Here is a 14,813-nt window from a genome sequence, read left to right as displayed (position 1 = left end):
TAAATTAACTAGCAGTCACAAGATAATAATCAAATTTTTTTTCTTCAATAAATTCTTTATTGAATAAGGAGTTTAAACAGAATTTAATAATTTCTTTTGCAGCAAGTGATTTATCAATAGGTGAATTGTATCTCTTGCATTGAACAACACCATTGTTTTTTCCAACACTTGAAAGAATGATATCTCTTCCGCCATCTTTAATACCTCTGCATAAGTGGACTTTATCAAAATTACTTTTGATATGACTCAGCTTATTTTTATCTGGATATTTTATTACACTTTCAAAAAGAGTATATATGAAGATTTCAAAAACTCGATGATCTAGGTCATTAATCGGATAATCCTTTATATCTTTATAGGCAAACGGTGGCTTGCTATTTGCTAGCTCTTTTTTTATTAGATCTTCTGTTAAAATTTTCATTTAAAATATGAAATCCTTTTGATAAATGTAGCTAGTTGTTGATATTTCCAATATTACTCAAGTTACTGATCATTCATTTAGTAACCCTATGCTTGTTCAAACGATTAACAAAATCTGTTTTGCATATCTACCAACTAATCTCTTTTTTATCCCGAAAGAATTTTCCGGTTGGCCCACTATCCGGTAACGTTGCTGCCCAAACGATGGTTTCCGCACCTTTTTCCACAGGCCTTGTGGCACTGGCACCGCCCATATCCGTTTTCACCCAACCAGGGCATACCGAATTGATTTTGATATTTTTTCCCACTGCTTCCACACTAGAAAGAGCCGTGAGCGAGTTGATCGCAGTTTTTGAAATGCGGTAGGCTGGATACCCACCGCCCATTTCTGATAGTTGTCCCATACCTGAGCTAACATTCACAATGCGACCGAAGTTATTTTGGATCATCATCGGTAGAAATACTTGAATCATTCGGAGTGGGCCGTAAAGATTCACAAGAAGGGTTCTATGTAGGTCTTCACTTGTGGTATCAAAGAAAGAACCGGGGTCAGCAAAAATCCCCGCATTGTTTACAAGGATGTCTAATTTCCCAAAACTCCCTGTGATGGTATCGAGTGCTTCACTGATACTTTGTTCCTTGGAAACATCAAGGGAAAGGATTTCCCCTTTGCCAACGGCCTGAACAGCGGCAAGTGTATCTTCTGCTTCTCCAGGATTTCGGGAACCTATGAGAACATAGATTCCTTGTTTTGCCAGATCGATGGAGACTTGTTTTCCAATCCCTCGGTTGGCCCCTGTGACAAGTGCAATGCGTTCCTTGGATTCTTTCATGGAATCAAATCTCCTTTGGTAGTTTTGACCTACCGTCCTTTTATAGACTGTTTCTACTTAGACTTAGAAAGTTCGGTTAGCCATTTTTCTGTTTGTGCTTCGATAAAGGCTTTGTCTGTGATGATCCACTTAGACATCAGAACGTGCATTCCATTTTCGACTGCCACTTTCCTGTTGAGAGGATTTGGCGTTTTGTCCAAACCAAAATTGGTATACCCTTCTAACATTTTAGGAACACTCGCTGTTGGGTCTTGTTCTTTATCACTTTTGTAGTAGTACAAAAGTAATGCGGGAGAAGTTACTTTTCTAAACACATCAGGAACAGCGGCATAATTTCGTAAATCATTCACACCAGTAAGGGCTGCAAAGTATTGCTCCGGATACCAATAGTTATTTCTTTCTGGCAACACCTTGGGATTGTTATTATGCGCGGATGCTCTTACTTTTCCTTTGAGCAAATGGATGAAGGTAAGTCCACCAGGATAGTTGAATAAATTCAAACTACTATCCACTGGTGCGTAAAATGGATTTGCTAAAACCAAACCATCTACTTCTTCTGGGTACTCGGACGCAAGCCAAGTGGCAAGAAGACCACCCATGGAACTTCCAAACACAACCACACGATCTCCTTGTGACTGCATCATATACAAAGCTTCGCGCGATGCATCTAAGTAGTTGTTAAAATTTTGATCCCTTTGGTCTTCTTTGTTGGTTCCATGACCTGGCAAACGAAGTAGGTAAGTATTGGCCTTGAATTTTTTAGCCAACTTTTCCATCACCTCTTCTCCTTCTGCACGGGAAGCACCGTATCCATGAATGTATAAAAAAGCTAAGGGAGTTTTTTTCCCAAAACTGATATAACGTTCTTCGTTACCTGGTCTGTGATTCTTTTGTTTGCTTTCGTTTAACTTCTCTTGGAAGTAAACTTCAAAGTTCGCATAACTTAGATTTGCTTTGGGTTCGTATTTCGGTCGGCCAGAACAGGTAATTAGGACGAAGGAAACAGTGATTAGGAAAACAGCAGACAGCTGTCGAAGGTTGTGGAATAAAGAACACGATTTAGCCATACAAATGGAAAATTTTACAATGAATTTGCTTTCTTGTAAAGAGAGAAAAACCCTTGGCATAGGAAGGGTCGTACGAAAAAAGGTAGTAAATACCCCATTCTCAGAAGGAACATCCCGGAATGTATAGCCAATTCACAGAGCAACAACTTGAAATCAGAGATTTAGTTCGTAACTTCGTAAAAAAAGAAATCCCACATGAAGTCGCATTGCACTGGGATGAGAAAAACCAACACCCAACAGAACTCATCAATAAAATGCGTTCGGAACTCGGAATTAACGGTCTTGTCATTCCAGAAGAATACGGTGGATGGGGACTTGGCGCGATCGAGCAGTGTTTAGCCATCGAGGAACTTTCTCGTGGATGCCTAGGAATCGCTCTCGGATTTGCTTACACTGGTCTTGGAATCCTTCCAATTTTAAAAGGTGCCACTCACGAACAAAAATTAAAATGGCTTCCTGAAATTGCAGACGGAAAGTTCGGAGTTTCTTTCTGTTTGTCTGAGCCAGGTGCTGGTTCTGACGTTCCTGGTATGACCACTCGTGCAGAGAAAAAAGGCGACAAATGGATCATCAACGGGGCGAAACAATGGATCACTGGTGCATCTGATGCACAAGCCTTTACTGTATTTGCTTATACTGATAAAAATCGCGGAACACGTGGAGTTTCTTGTTTCTACGTTCCACGTAACGCAAAAGGTCTTACTGTTGGTAAAAAAGAAGACAAACTCGGAATTAGAGCATCTTCCACTCACCAAGTTATTTTTGAAGATTGTGAAGTAGGTGAAGACGCACTTGTAGGAAAAGAAAACCTCGGTTTCGTTTACGCTCTTCAAACTTTGAATGCTTCTCGTCCGTTCGTAGCGGTTATGGGTGTGGGTGTGGCGCAAGCAGCACTTGACCACGCAGCTCGTTATGCTCGTGAGAGAGAACAGTTCGGAGTTAAAATCGGAACTTTCCAAGCAGTGCAACACATGTTAGCTGATATGTCTATCAAAGTAGAAACTGCAAGAGAGATCACTTACAAAGCAGCTCGTCTTTCTGATGCAAACGATCCTAACCTTCCAAAATACTCTGCGATTGCAAAAGCATACGCTTCTGAATGTGCGGTTCAGTGTGCTACTGACGCAGTTCAAATTTTTGGTGGATACGGATACACGAAAGAGTATCCTGTTGAGAAGTTGATGAGAGATTCCAAAATTCTCACAATCTTCGAAGGAACTACTCAAATCCAAAAGAACGAAATTGCAGCTTACGTAATCAAAGAAGCAGCTTCTAAAAAAGACTAATTCAAATATTCTAATAGAATACTGAATTGTTTTTAAATGGACCCTCTGGCATTGTCAGGGGGTTTTTTATTTTGGGGTTTGCTGGGGTGTACAGGATTGGATGTACGTATCCCCGCCCTGAATTGGGTGGGGTGTGACCACCCGCCACCCAATGACTTCCCTATACAACACCTTCCAATTTCTCTCCACCTAAAAATAGGATTTGCAAATTTAAATTTCTAAACGTTCATCTTTCTACATTTATGAATCAAAATTTTACCATTCGAGTCGTCGAAACCATAGATCCAAACTCCAAACAATGTTCGGATCATCTCTGGGAGGAAATCCAAAATCGATACGGTTTCCAAGCACCCAATCCAATGGATTTCCAAGATTTTTTACCTCCCCAAGGTAGGTTTTTCATCGCTGAACATTCCGCGACAGGTGAAGTTATGGGATCAGTCGCTTATACAAAGTTCAATGATTTACAATGCGAGTTGGATGCAGTTTATGTATTTCCCAAGTTTCGAAAGAATAGCATCGCTAAATCTTTGTTAAGCGAATTAGAAAAACAAGCCCAAATCGACGGTTATTCTTCTATCATCCTCCGAGCGGGCGCACCACAACCGGAAGCTCTTGCATTATACAAAAACTTTGGATTCAAAGAAATTCCCGCATTTGGTAAATGGGTATCAGATCCTACGGCCATTTGTTTTGAGAAAAAAATAATTCTCTAAAATCATACTTCTGAATTCTAAAGGTTTTTATCAAAACGCGCATTGTGGCAATGGAGTTTTGTGCGGATAAATCCTTAGTGCAAATCCGAGATTGTTTTCTAATGATTTTATCGAAATTCCTAAACAATTCAAAAATAAACTTTACATACGAATTTCTGTTCGTATGTTTTTCCCTATGTTTAAAAAAACATTATCTTTAGCGTTTGTTTTTGTTTTCTCTATGAACTGTGCCGGTGAAAAAAAAGAAACCGACCTAACTTCATTCGCACTACTTGGACTTCTCAGTAGTTCCTCCAGTTATACGGGAACTTGTACAACAACCTTTGGGGCGGGAGTTCCTAATTGGATTCAGACAAGTTTCACATGTGTGACGGTGTCTGTTAGTGGATCCAACTATGTTTTTAAGTTTAACTCACTGCCAACATACAAAAGTATTTATTGGGGTTCGTCTAGTGCGGGTTACGAATCTACTATGTATGTGAACTCAGGCCAGGCAAATGCCAAAAATCCCAATTTAATCAAATCACAAAATTATACCTTAACCGTTCCTATGGATAACCAAAATACAACCGCAACAACTTCAAGTTTTGGTATGATTGGAGTTTCTACGAATGGTATTGCCATCTACAATGACCAAGCAGCTCCTGGAGACTCTCTTTCTACTGAGTATTATACATTTGATTCCTCACAAGGACATCCTACGAATACTGGTGCCTACCATTACCATGTAGAACCACCAAAAATTTCCAATAACGATAGTAACTTAGTTGGGATCGCACAAGATGGGTATTTGATTTTTGGAAAAAAACATAATGCGATAACGACAGGTCTGACAACTGGATTTACATTAGGTGGTGCAAATAGTAGCACAAAGTGTACGGATGCTGGTTCCAGTACTGCTGTGCCAACCACTTGGGCAGGGGCAACGAATTACAATACAACCAAAACGACTAACACGGGTCATCATTATCATGTGAATAATGGGACAGAGGTCAATGGTATCCTTCTTTCTGGTAAACTCATCGGAGCAGGCGGGTCCGCAAACTAATTCATTTTAGTGATTCATTAGAATTCGTGAAACTAAAACAAATTCCTATTTTTATCTTCCTACTTACCTCTCTACTCCATTGTGGAGAGGTAGTCATGGATAACGATCCTGAAATCAGTCTTGGTTTAGAAAGTACCTATTACTACAAAGGCCAGAAGTTCTCAGGGAAAATGAAATCAATCCATCCGAATGGAACCATTCGTATCACATCTTTTTGGAACGGCCTTGAAGACGGACCAACGATTGATATTTTTCCCGATGGCCAAACCAGTGCTGAGTATTTTTATAAACAAGGAAAACGGACCGGTATTCATCGAGGTTGGTATGAAAATGGCAAAGCTAGATTCCAATATTCCTATCAAGATGATCTAGCCGTAGGAGATCATTGGGAATGGCATGATGATGGAAGGGTCTATCGGTATGCTAAGTTTGAAAATGGAATCAATGTTGGGACTAAAGTTTGGCGTAAAGATGGAAAAATTTATTCCAATTATACCTATTCGCCTGAAAGATTATTCGGAGTGGTAGGTTCTAAACTTTGTTTTAAACTCAAAGGTGACGAAACAAATAAAAAAACAGTAATCAATCCATGATCATTTCCAATCGTCTATTCTTCTGGTTCGTTTTTATATGTATCTCCAATACCATTTCTTGTGGTTGGTTCTATCGAGAAGATGGAGAAAAAGATTCTAAGTTAACATTCTTTGATACTCCTAAAAAAGATACTCTGCCATATTTTCGTGGTCGCGATTTGGAATCTTTTTGGATGGATAAAAATCTAAAACCTTCTGATGCGCGAAAGGTAGACACCTTCACGTTTAAAAATCAACTCGATGAGAACATCAGTGAATCACATTTTAAAGACAAAGTGACAATCGTATCATTTTTTTTTGCTAAATGCCATGGCCTTTGTCCCAATATCATTCGAAATTTAAAATTTGTACAATCTGAAATTGCAAAATCTAAGGACATTCAAATTGTCTCTTACTCAGTGACTCCAGATTTGGACACTCCTCCTGAATTGAAAAAATTTGCAGAAGAAAAGGGGATTCATTCCCGTTATTGGAATTTGGTCACAGGAGATAGAGAGGAAATTTTTAAAATTGCACGAAATACATTCCAAGCCGACACAAATACAACAAATAAAAATGCTACTAAAGACTTTGTTCATTCAGAACAAATTTTTCTAATAGATAAGGATTTATACTTTCGCGGAATTTATAATGGAAATCGAAGTGAGTCTATCAAAACAATGTTAGAAGATATCAAAATTCTCACTAAGGAATCTGTTGTAGCTAAATAATGGATTTGTTTTTCATTTTTAATTAAAAAAAAAGGCTGACTTATATTTTTTCCTCTGTGAGAATCATACTCCTGTTTCAGGAGGTATGACTGTTTGTGGAAAAAGAAGATAATCAAAATATAATCCCTCCTTCAAATGCAAAAGGAGAAGACAAAAATCACAAACTCATACTTCGTCAGATGGAAACCTTGGGGAAACTCGGGCATTGGGAAGTAGACTTCGTGGCTCAAACTTTACATTGGTCAGAAGGTGTGTTTCATATTTTGGAAATGGATCCTTCTGACATGCCTGTGGACTTAGAAAAAGGATTTTTATCTGTCCATCCAGATGACCGCGAACGTGCTGTCAAACATATGCAGGAAGTTTTAGAAACGGGAATCGATTACGATTTAGAATGTAGGCTCATCACCACTACAGGCAAAGTAAAAATCATTCATTCCCTTGCTGATGTGGTTCGAAACGAAAAAAATGAACCCTTACAAATTGTTGGAATTTTCCAAGACATCACCGAACAAAGAGAAGCTTATCAAAATCTTTTACAAAAAGAAATGAGACTAAGTTCCATCTTACAATCAGAACCAGAATGTGTGAAAGTAGTTTCTCCAGATGGGATTCTTGTTGAGATGAATCCTGCCGGTTTACAAATGATCGAAGCAGACCATCTAGAAGATGCATTGGGTCAGAAAGTAGAAAACTTAGTGTATCCAGAAGATTTAGTATTTTATCAATCCTTACATAAAAATGCTCTCCAGGGAATTCAGTCCAGTGCACGATTTCGAATCATTGGTTTTAAAGGAACACAACGTTGGATGGAAAGTACAGCAGTTCCTCTCACCAATCAAACGGGAGAAATTATCTCTGTGCTTAGTGTCACACGTGATATTTCCGAAAAAGTGATCGCTGAAGAAAATCTAATTCGTACCAAACAAAATCAAGAAGCACTCATCAATAGTACTTCCGATTTGGTATGGTCACTCGACTCTAACTTCCGTTTGATTGCTGCAAACCAAGCCTTTTTGGATGTGATGGGATTTCTTCTTGGGACAATTGCCAAAGAAGGGGATTCTGTTCTGATTCTAAACCAAGGAGAAGCCTTCTATGAAAAATGGAAGGGTTATTATGAAAGAGGATTATCTGGAGAAACTTTTAAATCATATGAAAGATTCATTAGTCCCATTACAGGTAAAGAGGAACATCGCGAAGTATTTTTTAATCCTATCAAAAATGGAAACAAACAAATTTCAGGCCTTGCTTGTTTTTCCAAAGACATTACCGATTTGATAGTAAAACGAATGGAGCTTGCTTCGAGCGAAAAACGTTACCGAGCCCTCGTAGAAAATGGGGCAGATGCCATCGCCATACTTAGCACAAATGGTAATCCTAAATATGTTTCCCCTTCCATTACAAAAGTTTTAGGATACTCGGAATTGGAAGCATTGGATATGAATTTGTTTGATATCATCCATCCCGATGACATTCCCAAAATCAAAAATCGTTTGGAAGAGGTTGTGACACTTCCGGAAGGAAACTCTCTTCCAAGTCATAATTTCAGAGTCAAACATCGGAATGGTTCTTGGCGTTGGTTGGAATCTACGATCACCAACTTAATGGATGATGAGAGTATTGGTGGGATCGTAGATAATTTTCATGATGTGACCGAACGAGTTGTTCAGATTACGGCCATCCAAACCCAAAACGAAAAACTAAAAGCCATTGCTTGGACCCAGTCTCATGTGGTGCGAAATCCTTTGGCCAAACTTATGGGGATTGTGGATTTGATCAAAACGGGCACTTTGTCTCCTACGGAAGAGCGAAAAAGCCTGGACCATCTCATCGAATCAGCAAAGGAACTAGACGAAATCATCCAAGACATTGTGCTAAAATCGCAAAGAGTCATAGTTCCTTGAATTTATTCTAATCAGGTAATTTATTTTATCTTGCATCTTGTACTAAATTAGTTCTAATTCGTGCCATGGTTTTCTCAACATTTCTTTCGGACTTAGTCCTATCCTTAGTTTCCCTGGCGATGGCTTACCGGTTCGTCGGAAAGTCTTCCATTCCCTCTCGATCTGCACTCTATGGATTTGCCATCATTGGAATTTCTGCAGGGCTCGGATCGATTCACTTTCTCGGGATAAACACACTCGATTCTATCTATCGTTTTTTTGTGGGATTGTCGGGATGTGTAGGTGTTCCTCTTTTAGGGTTGGCGTTCTTTCACTTCACTTTTCGTTCTTTGTCGGAAAAAACTTTTTTCCTTTTCATTGCTGTCGCCTTTCTTCTTTACTTAGCTTTCTCTTATCTCTATCCACTAGGTATTTATTCGACAGTTGTTGGTGGAATTGCAATGTTCATCATTCTTATCAGCTCTCTTGTTCGATTTCCTAGAAAATCAAATGCAGCAGTGATGGGAATCATCGGTTCTGTTTTGTTTATTGTTGCAGGTCTAGTGATTGGTACTAAAGGATCAACGGGTTCTATTCTGAACGTTGATATCTTCCATATCTTACTTGCAATTGCCAATTACTGCATAGCAGAGGGAATCAAAAAATTAAGCTAGATTAAAACTGAGGAGTTTTTAGAATATTTCCAAGTGTGACTATGGAAAACTCCTCTAATTCAACATTAGAAAAAATATTAAAACTCCAAACAGAATTAACAGCATCCAAACCAGATATTCCTTTTCTTTTAGATCTCATCACTCTTCGAGCCAAAGAGATCACAAACTCTGATGGGGCTGTATTCGAACTTGTCGAAGGTGAAGATTTAGTTTATCGAGCAGCAAGTGGAATGGGAGAAAAACAAATTGGACTTAGGATTCCAGTCAAGGGAAGTTTTTCTGGTTTAAGTCTACAATCTAAAGAAACGTTATATTGTGCTGATTCCGAAATGGATGATCGGGTCAATAGAGATGCTTGCCGCAGAGTGGGCCTTCGTTCCATGATCGTACTTCCTTTGTATTCTGATTCTGAGGTTCTCGGTGTTTTAAAAGTACATAGTGCTGTAGTCGATTATTATACAACTAACGAAACTTATGTGCTAAATATGTTGTCGGGAACTATGGCTGCTATTTTGCACAATGCATACCGTTGGGCAGAAAGAGAAAAAAGCCTTCAATCTATGGCCTACCTTGCCAGTCACGATGCCCTCACTGGTGTTTACAATCGTTCTGCTTTTTATGATTATTTGAGAAGGGGACTACATAGAGTCCAAGATGATCCATCTTTTCTAACAGTTGCTCTTTTTGATTTGGATGGTTTAAAAATTGTGAATGATACCCATGGTCATGCCGCAGGAGATTTTTATATTTCTAAGTTTGCCAGTCGTTTTTCCCATTTGCTCCAACACCAGGATGTATTTGCGAGGCTCGGCGGTGATGAATTCGGTCTCATTATGATCCACCACGAGTCAAAGGAGTCTACCTTAGGACATTTGAAAAACCTAACCAAAATGGTGGAAGGAGAAGTTCAGTTTGATACCACCAAATTGGAAATCAAAACCAGTATGGGCCTCTCCTTTTCTCCCGAAGATGGAACAGAACCGGAAACCTTAATGGCAATTGCTGATAGCCGTATGTATGAACACAAACGGTCTAAAAAAGCTGGATAAGGTTTTTAGACCTAACAACAACCTGCTGGTTCCTCTACATTTTCTTTAGATTTCGGGGAACAACAAGCAGAACTGGATTTTTCTAATTTAGGGAAAGTAACCACATCTTTTGGCAATCCGCAACTGACACTTGCCTTACATTCTGTTTTTCCATCTTTCAACTGGATGACAAAGGAATTTTCCTTGGGTAACATCTCGGACACAAAGTATTGCCTCATTGCTGTTTCGGTATTTCCAAATTCGATTCGTAATGTAGCATCATTCGGAATATCCATAGAGCCATTTACTTTTTTTAGAATGGAATTTACTTTGGCAAGAGTCATGGATTCGGTATCTCCTTCCACTTTTGGTTCTAACACTTGTAAAATGATTTCAAACCAAGAATCTGATTTCCCACCACAATCTACAGATTGAATTTTTGCTAGTTTGAACTCAGTGATATGATAATTCGGAAATATCTTTTTATTTTCACCATATTCAAATTTTAGATGTAGTTCTGGATAGAGGTCCAAACTGGTTGTAAAGTCCTTCCAAGTAAGTGTTTTCATTTTGTTTTCTCCTGTAATTCCTGGTTTGTAAACGATTCGCAATATTTTCGAATTTCTTCTCTCGTTTCTGCAAAAGCTTTTTTAATTTCTTCTTCAGTTCCTATTTTTTTGGAAGGATCAGTAAAGTTTTGATGAAACTTTTTGGCATCACTTGGAAAGTAAGGACAATTTTCTTTTGCATGGTCACAGACGGTGATAAGGAAATCAAATTGGATATCTTTGTATTCGTTGATGTGATTTGAAGTATGGTTTGAAATATCAATGTTTACTTCTTTCATCGTAGCGATGGCTTTTGGATTCACCCCATGAGTTTCAATCCCTGCGCTATACACATTCGCTTTTTCTTTTGCATAGAACCGCATCCAACCTTCGGCAATTTGGCTCCGGCAACTATTTCCTGTACAAAGAATTAGAATATTTTTTTGGTTATTCACAACAGTTACCTTGATTTTGGTTTTTGTAATTTTGAAGGAATTGGATTTGTTCTGAAAATTCCTGATAGGCTAGGTTCAAATTTTCCCAGTGGATGCAATAACAAGAGGAAGTCCCTTCGACTTCTCCTTTCACGAGTCCACCCTCTTTCAGTTCTTTCAAATGTTGAGACACTGTGGATTGGGCTAGCGGCAGAATCTCAACAATTTCTCCACAAACACATGTTTGTTTTTTTGCCAATACTTCTAAGATCGAAAGTCTTGCAGGATGGGAAAGAAGTTTGGTAAAGGCTGAGATCTTCTGGATCTTTTCCGGGAATTCTGTTTTTTTGTTCTGAGCCATAGTTTATCGTAAATATACGATAAACAGATTTGGTCTATTCCTGTCAACGGAAATGAGAGGACTTTCGGGGAGGTATCCCCCTTTCAGGGGGATGAGAATGAAAAAAATAGACCAGGAATCGGTTTTAGTGCGTGTGTGAGGGTTTCTAGAGGCCAGAACTGTCGGGAATCACCACAGGTTCATCTGAGGTAGGAGTATCTGGTTTTACATCTGCGGGCGTATAACCATTGTCATTTTGTGGTCTCGGTCGGTTGTCCCATTCTCCTGGATTTGGTTTTTTGTTTCCTTCCACAGAGAACAACCATCCATCCTCATCTTTGTTTTTGGTTCCTTGTTCGCGAGGAAAGGAATCAATTGGCCTTATGGTAATAGATATGTATTGGATGATTCTTTCGTCTTTAATTGGATCTAAATGCGCCAAACTATCGTTACGCCATCTATTTTTAGTGCGAGTTTCTCTTCGAAAACTTTTCATCACCAAATCTAAATCTTTCGAATATTTTGCGTAATGGGCTCTGGATGTTTTTGCTTGGATCACATAATACATGCCACCCTTTCGATGAAACAAAAATCGATTAGAAACCAATTGTTTGTGCTCTGTATAGTGTAACACGATGAAGACGGACTCATCAAATCCAGCTACTTCGTTTTCCAATATTTTTTCCCGAACGAGTTTTAAGTCTGGATATTTTGTGAGAAAGGTATCTATCGTTTCTTCAATAAAGCGGTCGATATCGTAGTCTTTGGTGCGTCGAGCCACATCAATTTGAAGGACAGCTTCGCGATTGGTTTTTGAAAATTGAATCCGGACTGTATCGGGGTGGCGTAAAACTGACTTTGCCCAACCTCTTGGATATTCAAATGCAAAACTGAGTGAATCTTCTATCCACGTTGCTGCATCCAAATGAGAAAGAGTAAGACATAATAAAACAAGTAGGCAAAGTCGCTTTTTCATACTTAGAATATCGGCCCCCAGTACCTTAATTATTGATAGTCAGTGAGTCCTTTTCGTAAATCTCGTTCTGGAAAAATTCCCAAATTTTCCCAAGAAGAAGGATCATGGATGGCCACCGATTCGAGTAAGGGTTGGAGTGGAGACCCATGAAAAGGTTTCCTTTTGAGGAAGGCCAAAATCCGGAAGGCCAATTCCAGAATTTTTGCAAAGAATCCACCAACCGGAACTGGGAAAAGAAATTTATTTATAATTCCTAAACTTTGGAATGTCTGAATGACTTGGTTTACGGTTACAAATTCAGGGTGAGAGAATACATAAACAAGTTTCGGGGTTTTTCCATCTAATGTTTGTTTTGTCCATGCCACTAATGCTTTTGTTGCATCGTTTATATGGAGGACAGATTTTTTTCGAGAGGAAGAAATATAAGGATAAATCTTTAATTTAGAGAGAGATCGTAATTTTGAAATAAAACTTTTGGTTCCTTTCCCATAAATACTTGCCATTCGAAAAAGCGAATAAGGTTTTCCAGAATTTAGGATATAGTTTTCCGCTAGGGCTTTGGTTTTTGCATAGATGGTGGTGCCCATCCTTTCGCTGTTTATGTTTAAATTGATTTCTTTGGATCCATAAACAGAAACAGAGCTTACAAATCCAAAATGAGGAATGTTTTTTATTTTAGCAAATTCGACAAGTAACTTTGTAGAATTAACGTTGATTTGGTGGTAAACTTCTTCTGTGACTTTTGCCCCAGAAACTACGGCCGCTAAATGTAAAATCAAATGGATTGGTTCTGGAATTAAAAACTCTTCGGGATTTTTTATTTGAGAAAGATCCCTTTCATAAAATTTAAAATTTTTATGAAACCGAATTGAATCGGGAAAATTTGCATAGTTTTTTCCGATGGCAATGATTTTGTAATCGCTGATTAGTTCTTTTAATAATTCTTTTCCAAGAACTCCGCTTCCTCCTGTGATGAGAATTGTTTTTGTCATACGAGAAATACCATTTGAAACCATCCCACAACTGCACCGAGAGCAGCTCCCACTAAAATTAATAACAATTCATCTTCTTGAAAGGCAGATCTTAAAATAGATTCAAATTCTTTGGGTGGAAGTGCCGCCATTCGATCTCCCATCATCATTTCAATTTCTAAGGCAGATCCTAAATACTCTTCTAAATGAAATGATTTTTCTACGGCATTGTCTGCCATAGCCACAGCAATCCTTTCTTTGGCTGCATCAAACTCTTCGATTTTTCCAGAAGCATAAAGGGCAGGTTTTGCAAGGAAAGTAATTGTATCTACATGGTGGATCACTTCCTTCCGAATGATGTCGATGATCTCTTTGGATGCCTTTCCAAAAATTAATTCTGAGAGAATGTTTTTTGGAGTTAGAATTTTTTCACTCACCAACTTTGCATAGAGTCTAGAAACTTCTGTTTGTCTTTTTAAAAATAAACCTTGGTAAGTAAAAATTCCTAAAAACTTTTTCGGGAGTAAGGGGCGAAAGATCATCTCAAGAGCAAGGTAGTTGGTAAGATATCCTACAATCACACCTTGGATGGGAAGGGTCCAATTTAAGGGAAAATAAATCATAAAAATCATTTGGACAAGTCCCAAAAGAAATCCAAAATAAAATCCTGACCTTTCAATGAATCGAAACTCAGGAGCTCCTACTTCTTGGAATAGTTCCACAACAAGACCAACATTACTGCCAGATAATTTCTTTAGGACTAAGGTTTTGACATCAAAAAGGGAATCAATGTCCTTTTGGAGTTTACGGATTACCTTTCTGATCGTGACTCCACTTTCCCGTTTGACCTTATGATATATTTCTTCTCTAACGACTTCAGGAATCATATCCCAAAGTTTGGGATCAAGGCTATCCGAAAATTCTCTCATCGTATAGCGAATGCTAGGCTCCAGTGCAGGTAAAAAAACTAACTCTGCTTTTTTGGGATCTACTTTTAAAAAGACTTCTTTGATATTCAAAAGACGTTCCGTGATCACATCCACGGACTTACTGGCCATTTTATGTGCTTTTCGAGGGATGATTCCCTGCCAGCCCAAATAGGGAGGGATTCCGACAAATTGAATGGGGTAGAAAGTCATCTTCAGGGCCAGCCAATTGGTCACCCAACCCACAAATCCATACGTGAAGGGAATCATTAGGAGTTTCCATTGTTCCGCTGTCAGCCCATTCTCCCACATTCCGCTATGAGTAATCCCTAGGAGATAGAACAAGGGCAATCGAAA

Annotated in this window: 17 protein-coding genes; 8 read left to right on the top strand and 9 right to left on the bottom strand. The window is 38.7% G+C overall.

All coding sequences use genetic code 11. From position 1 onward, the window contains the following. Positions 1–4 precede the first annotated feature (4 nt). The 3 genes from EHQ70_RS18320 to EHQ70_RS18310 form a co-directional block, all read right to left on the bottom strand. A complete protein-coding gene (locus EHQ70_RS18320; RefSeq protein WP_135588897.1) occupies positions 5–421 on the bottom strand; it encodes a restriction endonuclease in 417 nt (138 codons plus the stop codon). Between the two features lie 127 nt (positions 422–548). Next, positions 549–1,253, bottom strand: a complete 705-nt coding sequence (locus EHQ70_RS18315) for an SDR family NAD(P)-dependent oxidoreductase (RefSeq protein WP_135588895.1) — start codon at positions 1,251–1,253, stop codon at positions 549–551. 53 nt (positions 1,254–1,306) lie between these two features. Then, positions 1,307–2,380 carry an alpha/beta hydrolase gene (locus EHQ70_RS18310; RefSeq protein ID WP_135588893.1) on the bottom strand — a complete coding sequence of 358 codons (1,074 nt, stop codon included), beginning with the start codon at positions 2,378–2,380 and terminating at the stop codon, positions 1,307–1,309. 59 nt (positions 2,381–2,439) lie between these two features. Between EHQ70_RS18310 and EHQ70_RS18305 the strand changes: the two genes are divergently transcribed. The 8 genes from EHQ70_RS18305 (at position 2,440) to EHQ70_RS18270 (ending at position 10,282) form a co-directional block, all read left to right on the top strand. Next, the gene (locus EHQ70_RS18305; protein WP_004785316.1) at positions 2,440–3,606 is read left to right on the top strand and encodes an acyl-CoA dehydrogenase family protein; all 1,167 of its coding nucleotides are present in this window, start codon (positions 2,440–2,442) and stop codon (positions 3,604–3,606) included. A gap of 242 nt (positions 3,607–3,848) precedes the next feature. Further along, a complete protein-coding gene (locus EHQ70_RS18300) occupies positions 3,849–4,322 on the top strand; it encodes a GNAT family N-acetyltransferase (RefSeq protein ID WP_135588891.1) in 474 nt (157 codons plus the stop codon). A gap of 91 nt (positions 4,323–4,413) precedes the next feature. Next, a complete protein-coding gene (locus EHQ70_RS18295) occupies positions 4,414–5,370 on the top strand; it encodes a YHYH protein (protein ID WP_244288414.1) in 957 nt (318 codons plus the stop codon). A 26-nt stretch (positions 5,371–5,396) separates the two neighbouring features. Continuing rightward, a complete protein-coding gene (locus EHQ70_RS18290) occupies positions 5,397–5,963 on the top strand; it encodes a toxin-antitoxin system YwqK family antitoxin (RefSeq protein WP_244288413.1) in 567 nt (188 codons plus the stop codon). Next, on the top strand, positions 5,960–6,673 hold the full coding sequence (locus EHQ70_RS18285; protein WP_135588889.1) for an SCO family protein: 714 nt from the start codon (positions 5,960–5,962) through the stop codon (positions 6,671–6,673). Before EHQ70_RS18290 ends, EHQ70_RS18285 begins: the two co-directional genes overlap by 4 nt. A 119-nt stretch (positions 6,674–6,792) precedes the next feature. Further along, positions 6,793–8,580, top strand: coding sequence for a PAS domain S-box protein (locus EHQ70_RS18280; protein ID WP_425270056.1), 1,788 nt, complete (start codon positions 6,793–6,795; stop codon positions 8,578–8,580). Between the two features lie 65 nt (positions 8,581–8,645). Continuing rightward, the gene (locus EHQ70_RS18275; protein ID WP_135588885.1) at positions 8,646–9,233 is read left to right on the top strand and encodes a DUF6962 family protein; all 588 of its coding nucleotides are present in this window, start codon (positions 8,646–8,648) and stop codon (positions 9,231–9,233) included. A 41-nt stretch (positions 9,234–9,274) separates the two neighbouring features. Next, entirely contained in the window at positions 9,275–10,282 is a 1,008-nt protein-coding gene (locus tag EHQ70_RS18270; RefSeq protein ID WP_135588883.1) for a sensor domain-containing diguanylate cyclase, read from the top strand. Between the two features lie 11 nt (positions 10,283–10,293). Here the strand turns inward: EHQ70_RS18270 and EHQ70_RS18265 are convergent, their stop codons facing one another. The 6 genes from EHQ70_RS18265 to EHQ70_RS18240 form a co-directional block, all read right to left on the bottom strand. Continuing rightward, complete coding sequence (locus EHQ70_RS18265; RefSeq protein WP_135588881.1) at positions 10,294–10,830, bottom strand: DUF6428 family protein; 537 nt, start codon at positions 10,828–10,830, stop codon at positions 10,294–10,296. Then, the gene (locus EHQ70_RS18260; RefSeq protein WP_135588879.1) at positions 10,827–11,264 is read right to left on the bottom strand and encodes an arsenate reductase ArsC; all 438 of its coding nucleotides are present in this window, start codon (positions 11,262–11,264) and stop codon (positions 10,827–10,829) included. Before EHQ70_RS18260 ends, EHQ70_RS18265 begins: the two co-directional genes overlap by 4 nt. After that, positions 11,257–11,604: an ArsR/SmtB family transcription factor gene (locus EHQ70_RS18255; protein WP_135588877.1), complete on the bottom strand. Its 348-nt coding sequence runs from the start codon at positions 11,602–11,604 to the stop codon at positions 11,257–11,259. The genes EHQ70_RS18260 and EHQ70_RS18255 overlap by 8 nt, the downstream gene beginning before the upstream one ends. A gap of 145 nt (positions 11,605–11,749) precedes the next feature. Then, positions 11,750–12,559, bottom strand: coding sequence for a hypothetical protein (locus EHQ70_RS18250; protein WP_135588875.1), 810 nt, complete (start codon positions 12,557–12,559; stop codon positions 11,750–11,752). Between the two features lie 29 nt (positions 12,560–12,588). Then, positions 12,589–13,551 (bottom strand): NAD-dependent epimerase/dehydratase family protein, encoded by a 963-nt coding sequence (locus EHQ70_RS18245; RefSeq protein ID WP_135588873.1) that lies wholly within the window; start codon positions 13,549–13,551, stop codon positions 12,589–12,591. Next, a complete protein-coding gene (locus EHQ70_RS18240; RefSeq protein WP_135588871.1) occupies positions 13,548–14,726 on the bottom strand; it encodes a DUF445 domain-containing protein in 1,179 nt (392 codons plus the stop codon). The genes EHQ70_RS18245 and EHQ70_RS18240 overlap by 4 nt, the downstream gene beginning before the upstream one ends. Positions 14,727–14,813: the final 87 nt, after the last annotated feature.

Source organism: Leptospira congkakensis (assembly GCF_004770265.1).
Taxonomy (GTDB): Bacteria; Spirochaetota; Leptospiria; order Leptospirales; family Leptospiraceae; genus Leptospira_A; species Leptospira_A congkakensis.
The sequence above is the reverse complement of the archived record's forward strand: the minus strand, read 5'-3'. Positions and strand labels throughout refer to the sequence as shown.

What these genes read in the sequence shown, in the direction of transcription:
- EHQ70_RS18320 (WP_135588897.1), bottom strand. Translation starts at nt 421, where the DNA reads ATGAAAATTTTAACAGAAGATCTAATAAAAAAAGAGCTAGCAAATAGC.
- EHQ70_RS18315 (WP_135588895.1), bottom strand. Translation starts at nt 1,253, where the DNA reads ATGAAAGAATCCAAGGAACGCATTGCACTTGTCACAGGGGCCAACCGA.
- EHQ70_RS18310 (WP_135588893.1), bottom strand. Translation starts at nt 2,380, where the DNA reads ATGCCAAGGGTTTTTCTCTCTTTACAAGAAAGCAAATTCATTGTAAAA.
- EHQ70_RS18305 (WP_004785316.1), top strand. Translation starts at nt 2,440, where the DNA reads ATGTATAGCCAATTCACAGAGCAACAACTTGAAATCAGAGATTTAGTT.
- EHQ70_RS18300 (WP_135588891.1), top strand. Translation starts at nt 3,849, where the DNA reads ATGAATCAAAATTTTACCATTCGAGTCGTCGAAACCATAGATCCAAAC.
- EHQ70_RS18285 (WP_135588889.1), top strand. Translation starts at nt 5,960, where the DNA reads ATGATCATTTCCAATCGTCTATTCTTCTGGTTCGTTTTTATATGTATC.
- EHQ70_RS18275 (WP_135588885.1), top strand. Translation starts at nt 8,646, where the DNA reads ATGGTTTTCTCAACATTTCTTTCGGACTTAGTCCTATCCTTAGTTTCC.
- EHQ70_RS18270 (WP_135588883.1), top strand. Translation starts at nt 9,275, where the DNA reads ATGGAAAACTCCTCTAATTCAACATTAGAAAAAATATTAAAACTCCAA.
- EHQ70_RS18265 (WP_135588881.1), bottom strand. Translation starts at nt 10,830, where the DNA reads ATGAAAACACTTACTTGGAAGGACTTTACAACCAGTTTGGACCTCTAT.
- EHQ70_RS18255 (WP_135588877.1), bottom strand. Translation starts at nt 11,604, where the DNA reads ATGGCTCAGAACAAAAAAACAGAATTCCCGGAAAAGATCCAGAAGATC.
- EHQ70_RS18250 (WP_135588875.1), bottom strand. Translation starts at nt 12,559, where the DNA reads ATGAAAAAGCGACTTTGCCTACTTGTTTTATTATGTCTTACTCTTTCT.
- EHQ70_RS18245 (WP_135588873.1), bottom strand. Translation starts at nt 13,551, where the DNA reads ATGACAAAAACAATTCTCATCACAGGAGGAAGCGGAGTTCTTGGAAAA.
- EHQ70_RS18240 (WP_135588871.1), bottom strand. Translation starts at nt 14,726, where the DNA reads ATGATTCCCTTCACGTATGGATTTGTGGGTTGGGTGACCAATTGGCTG.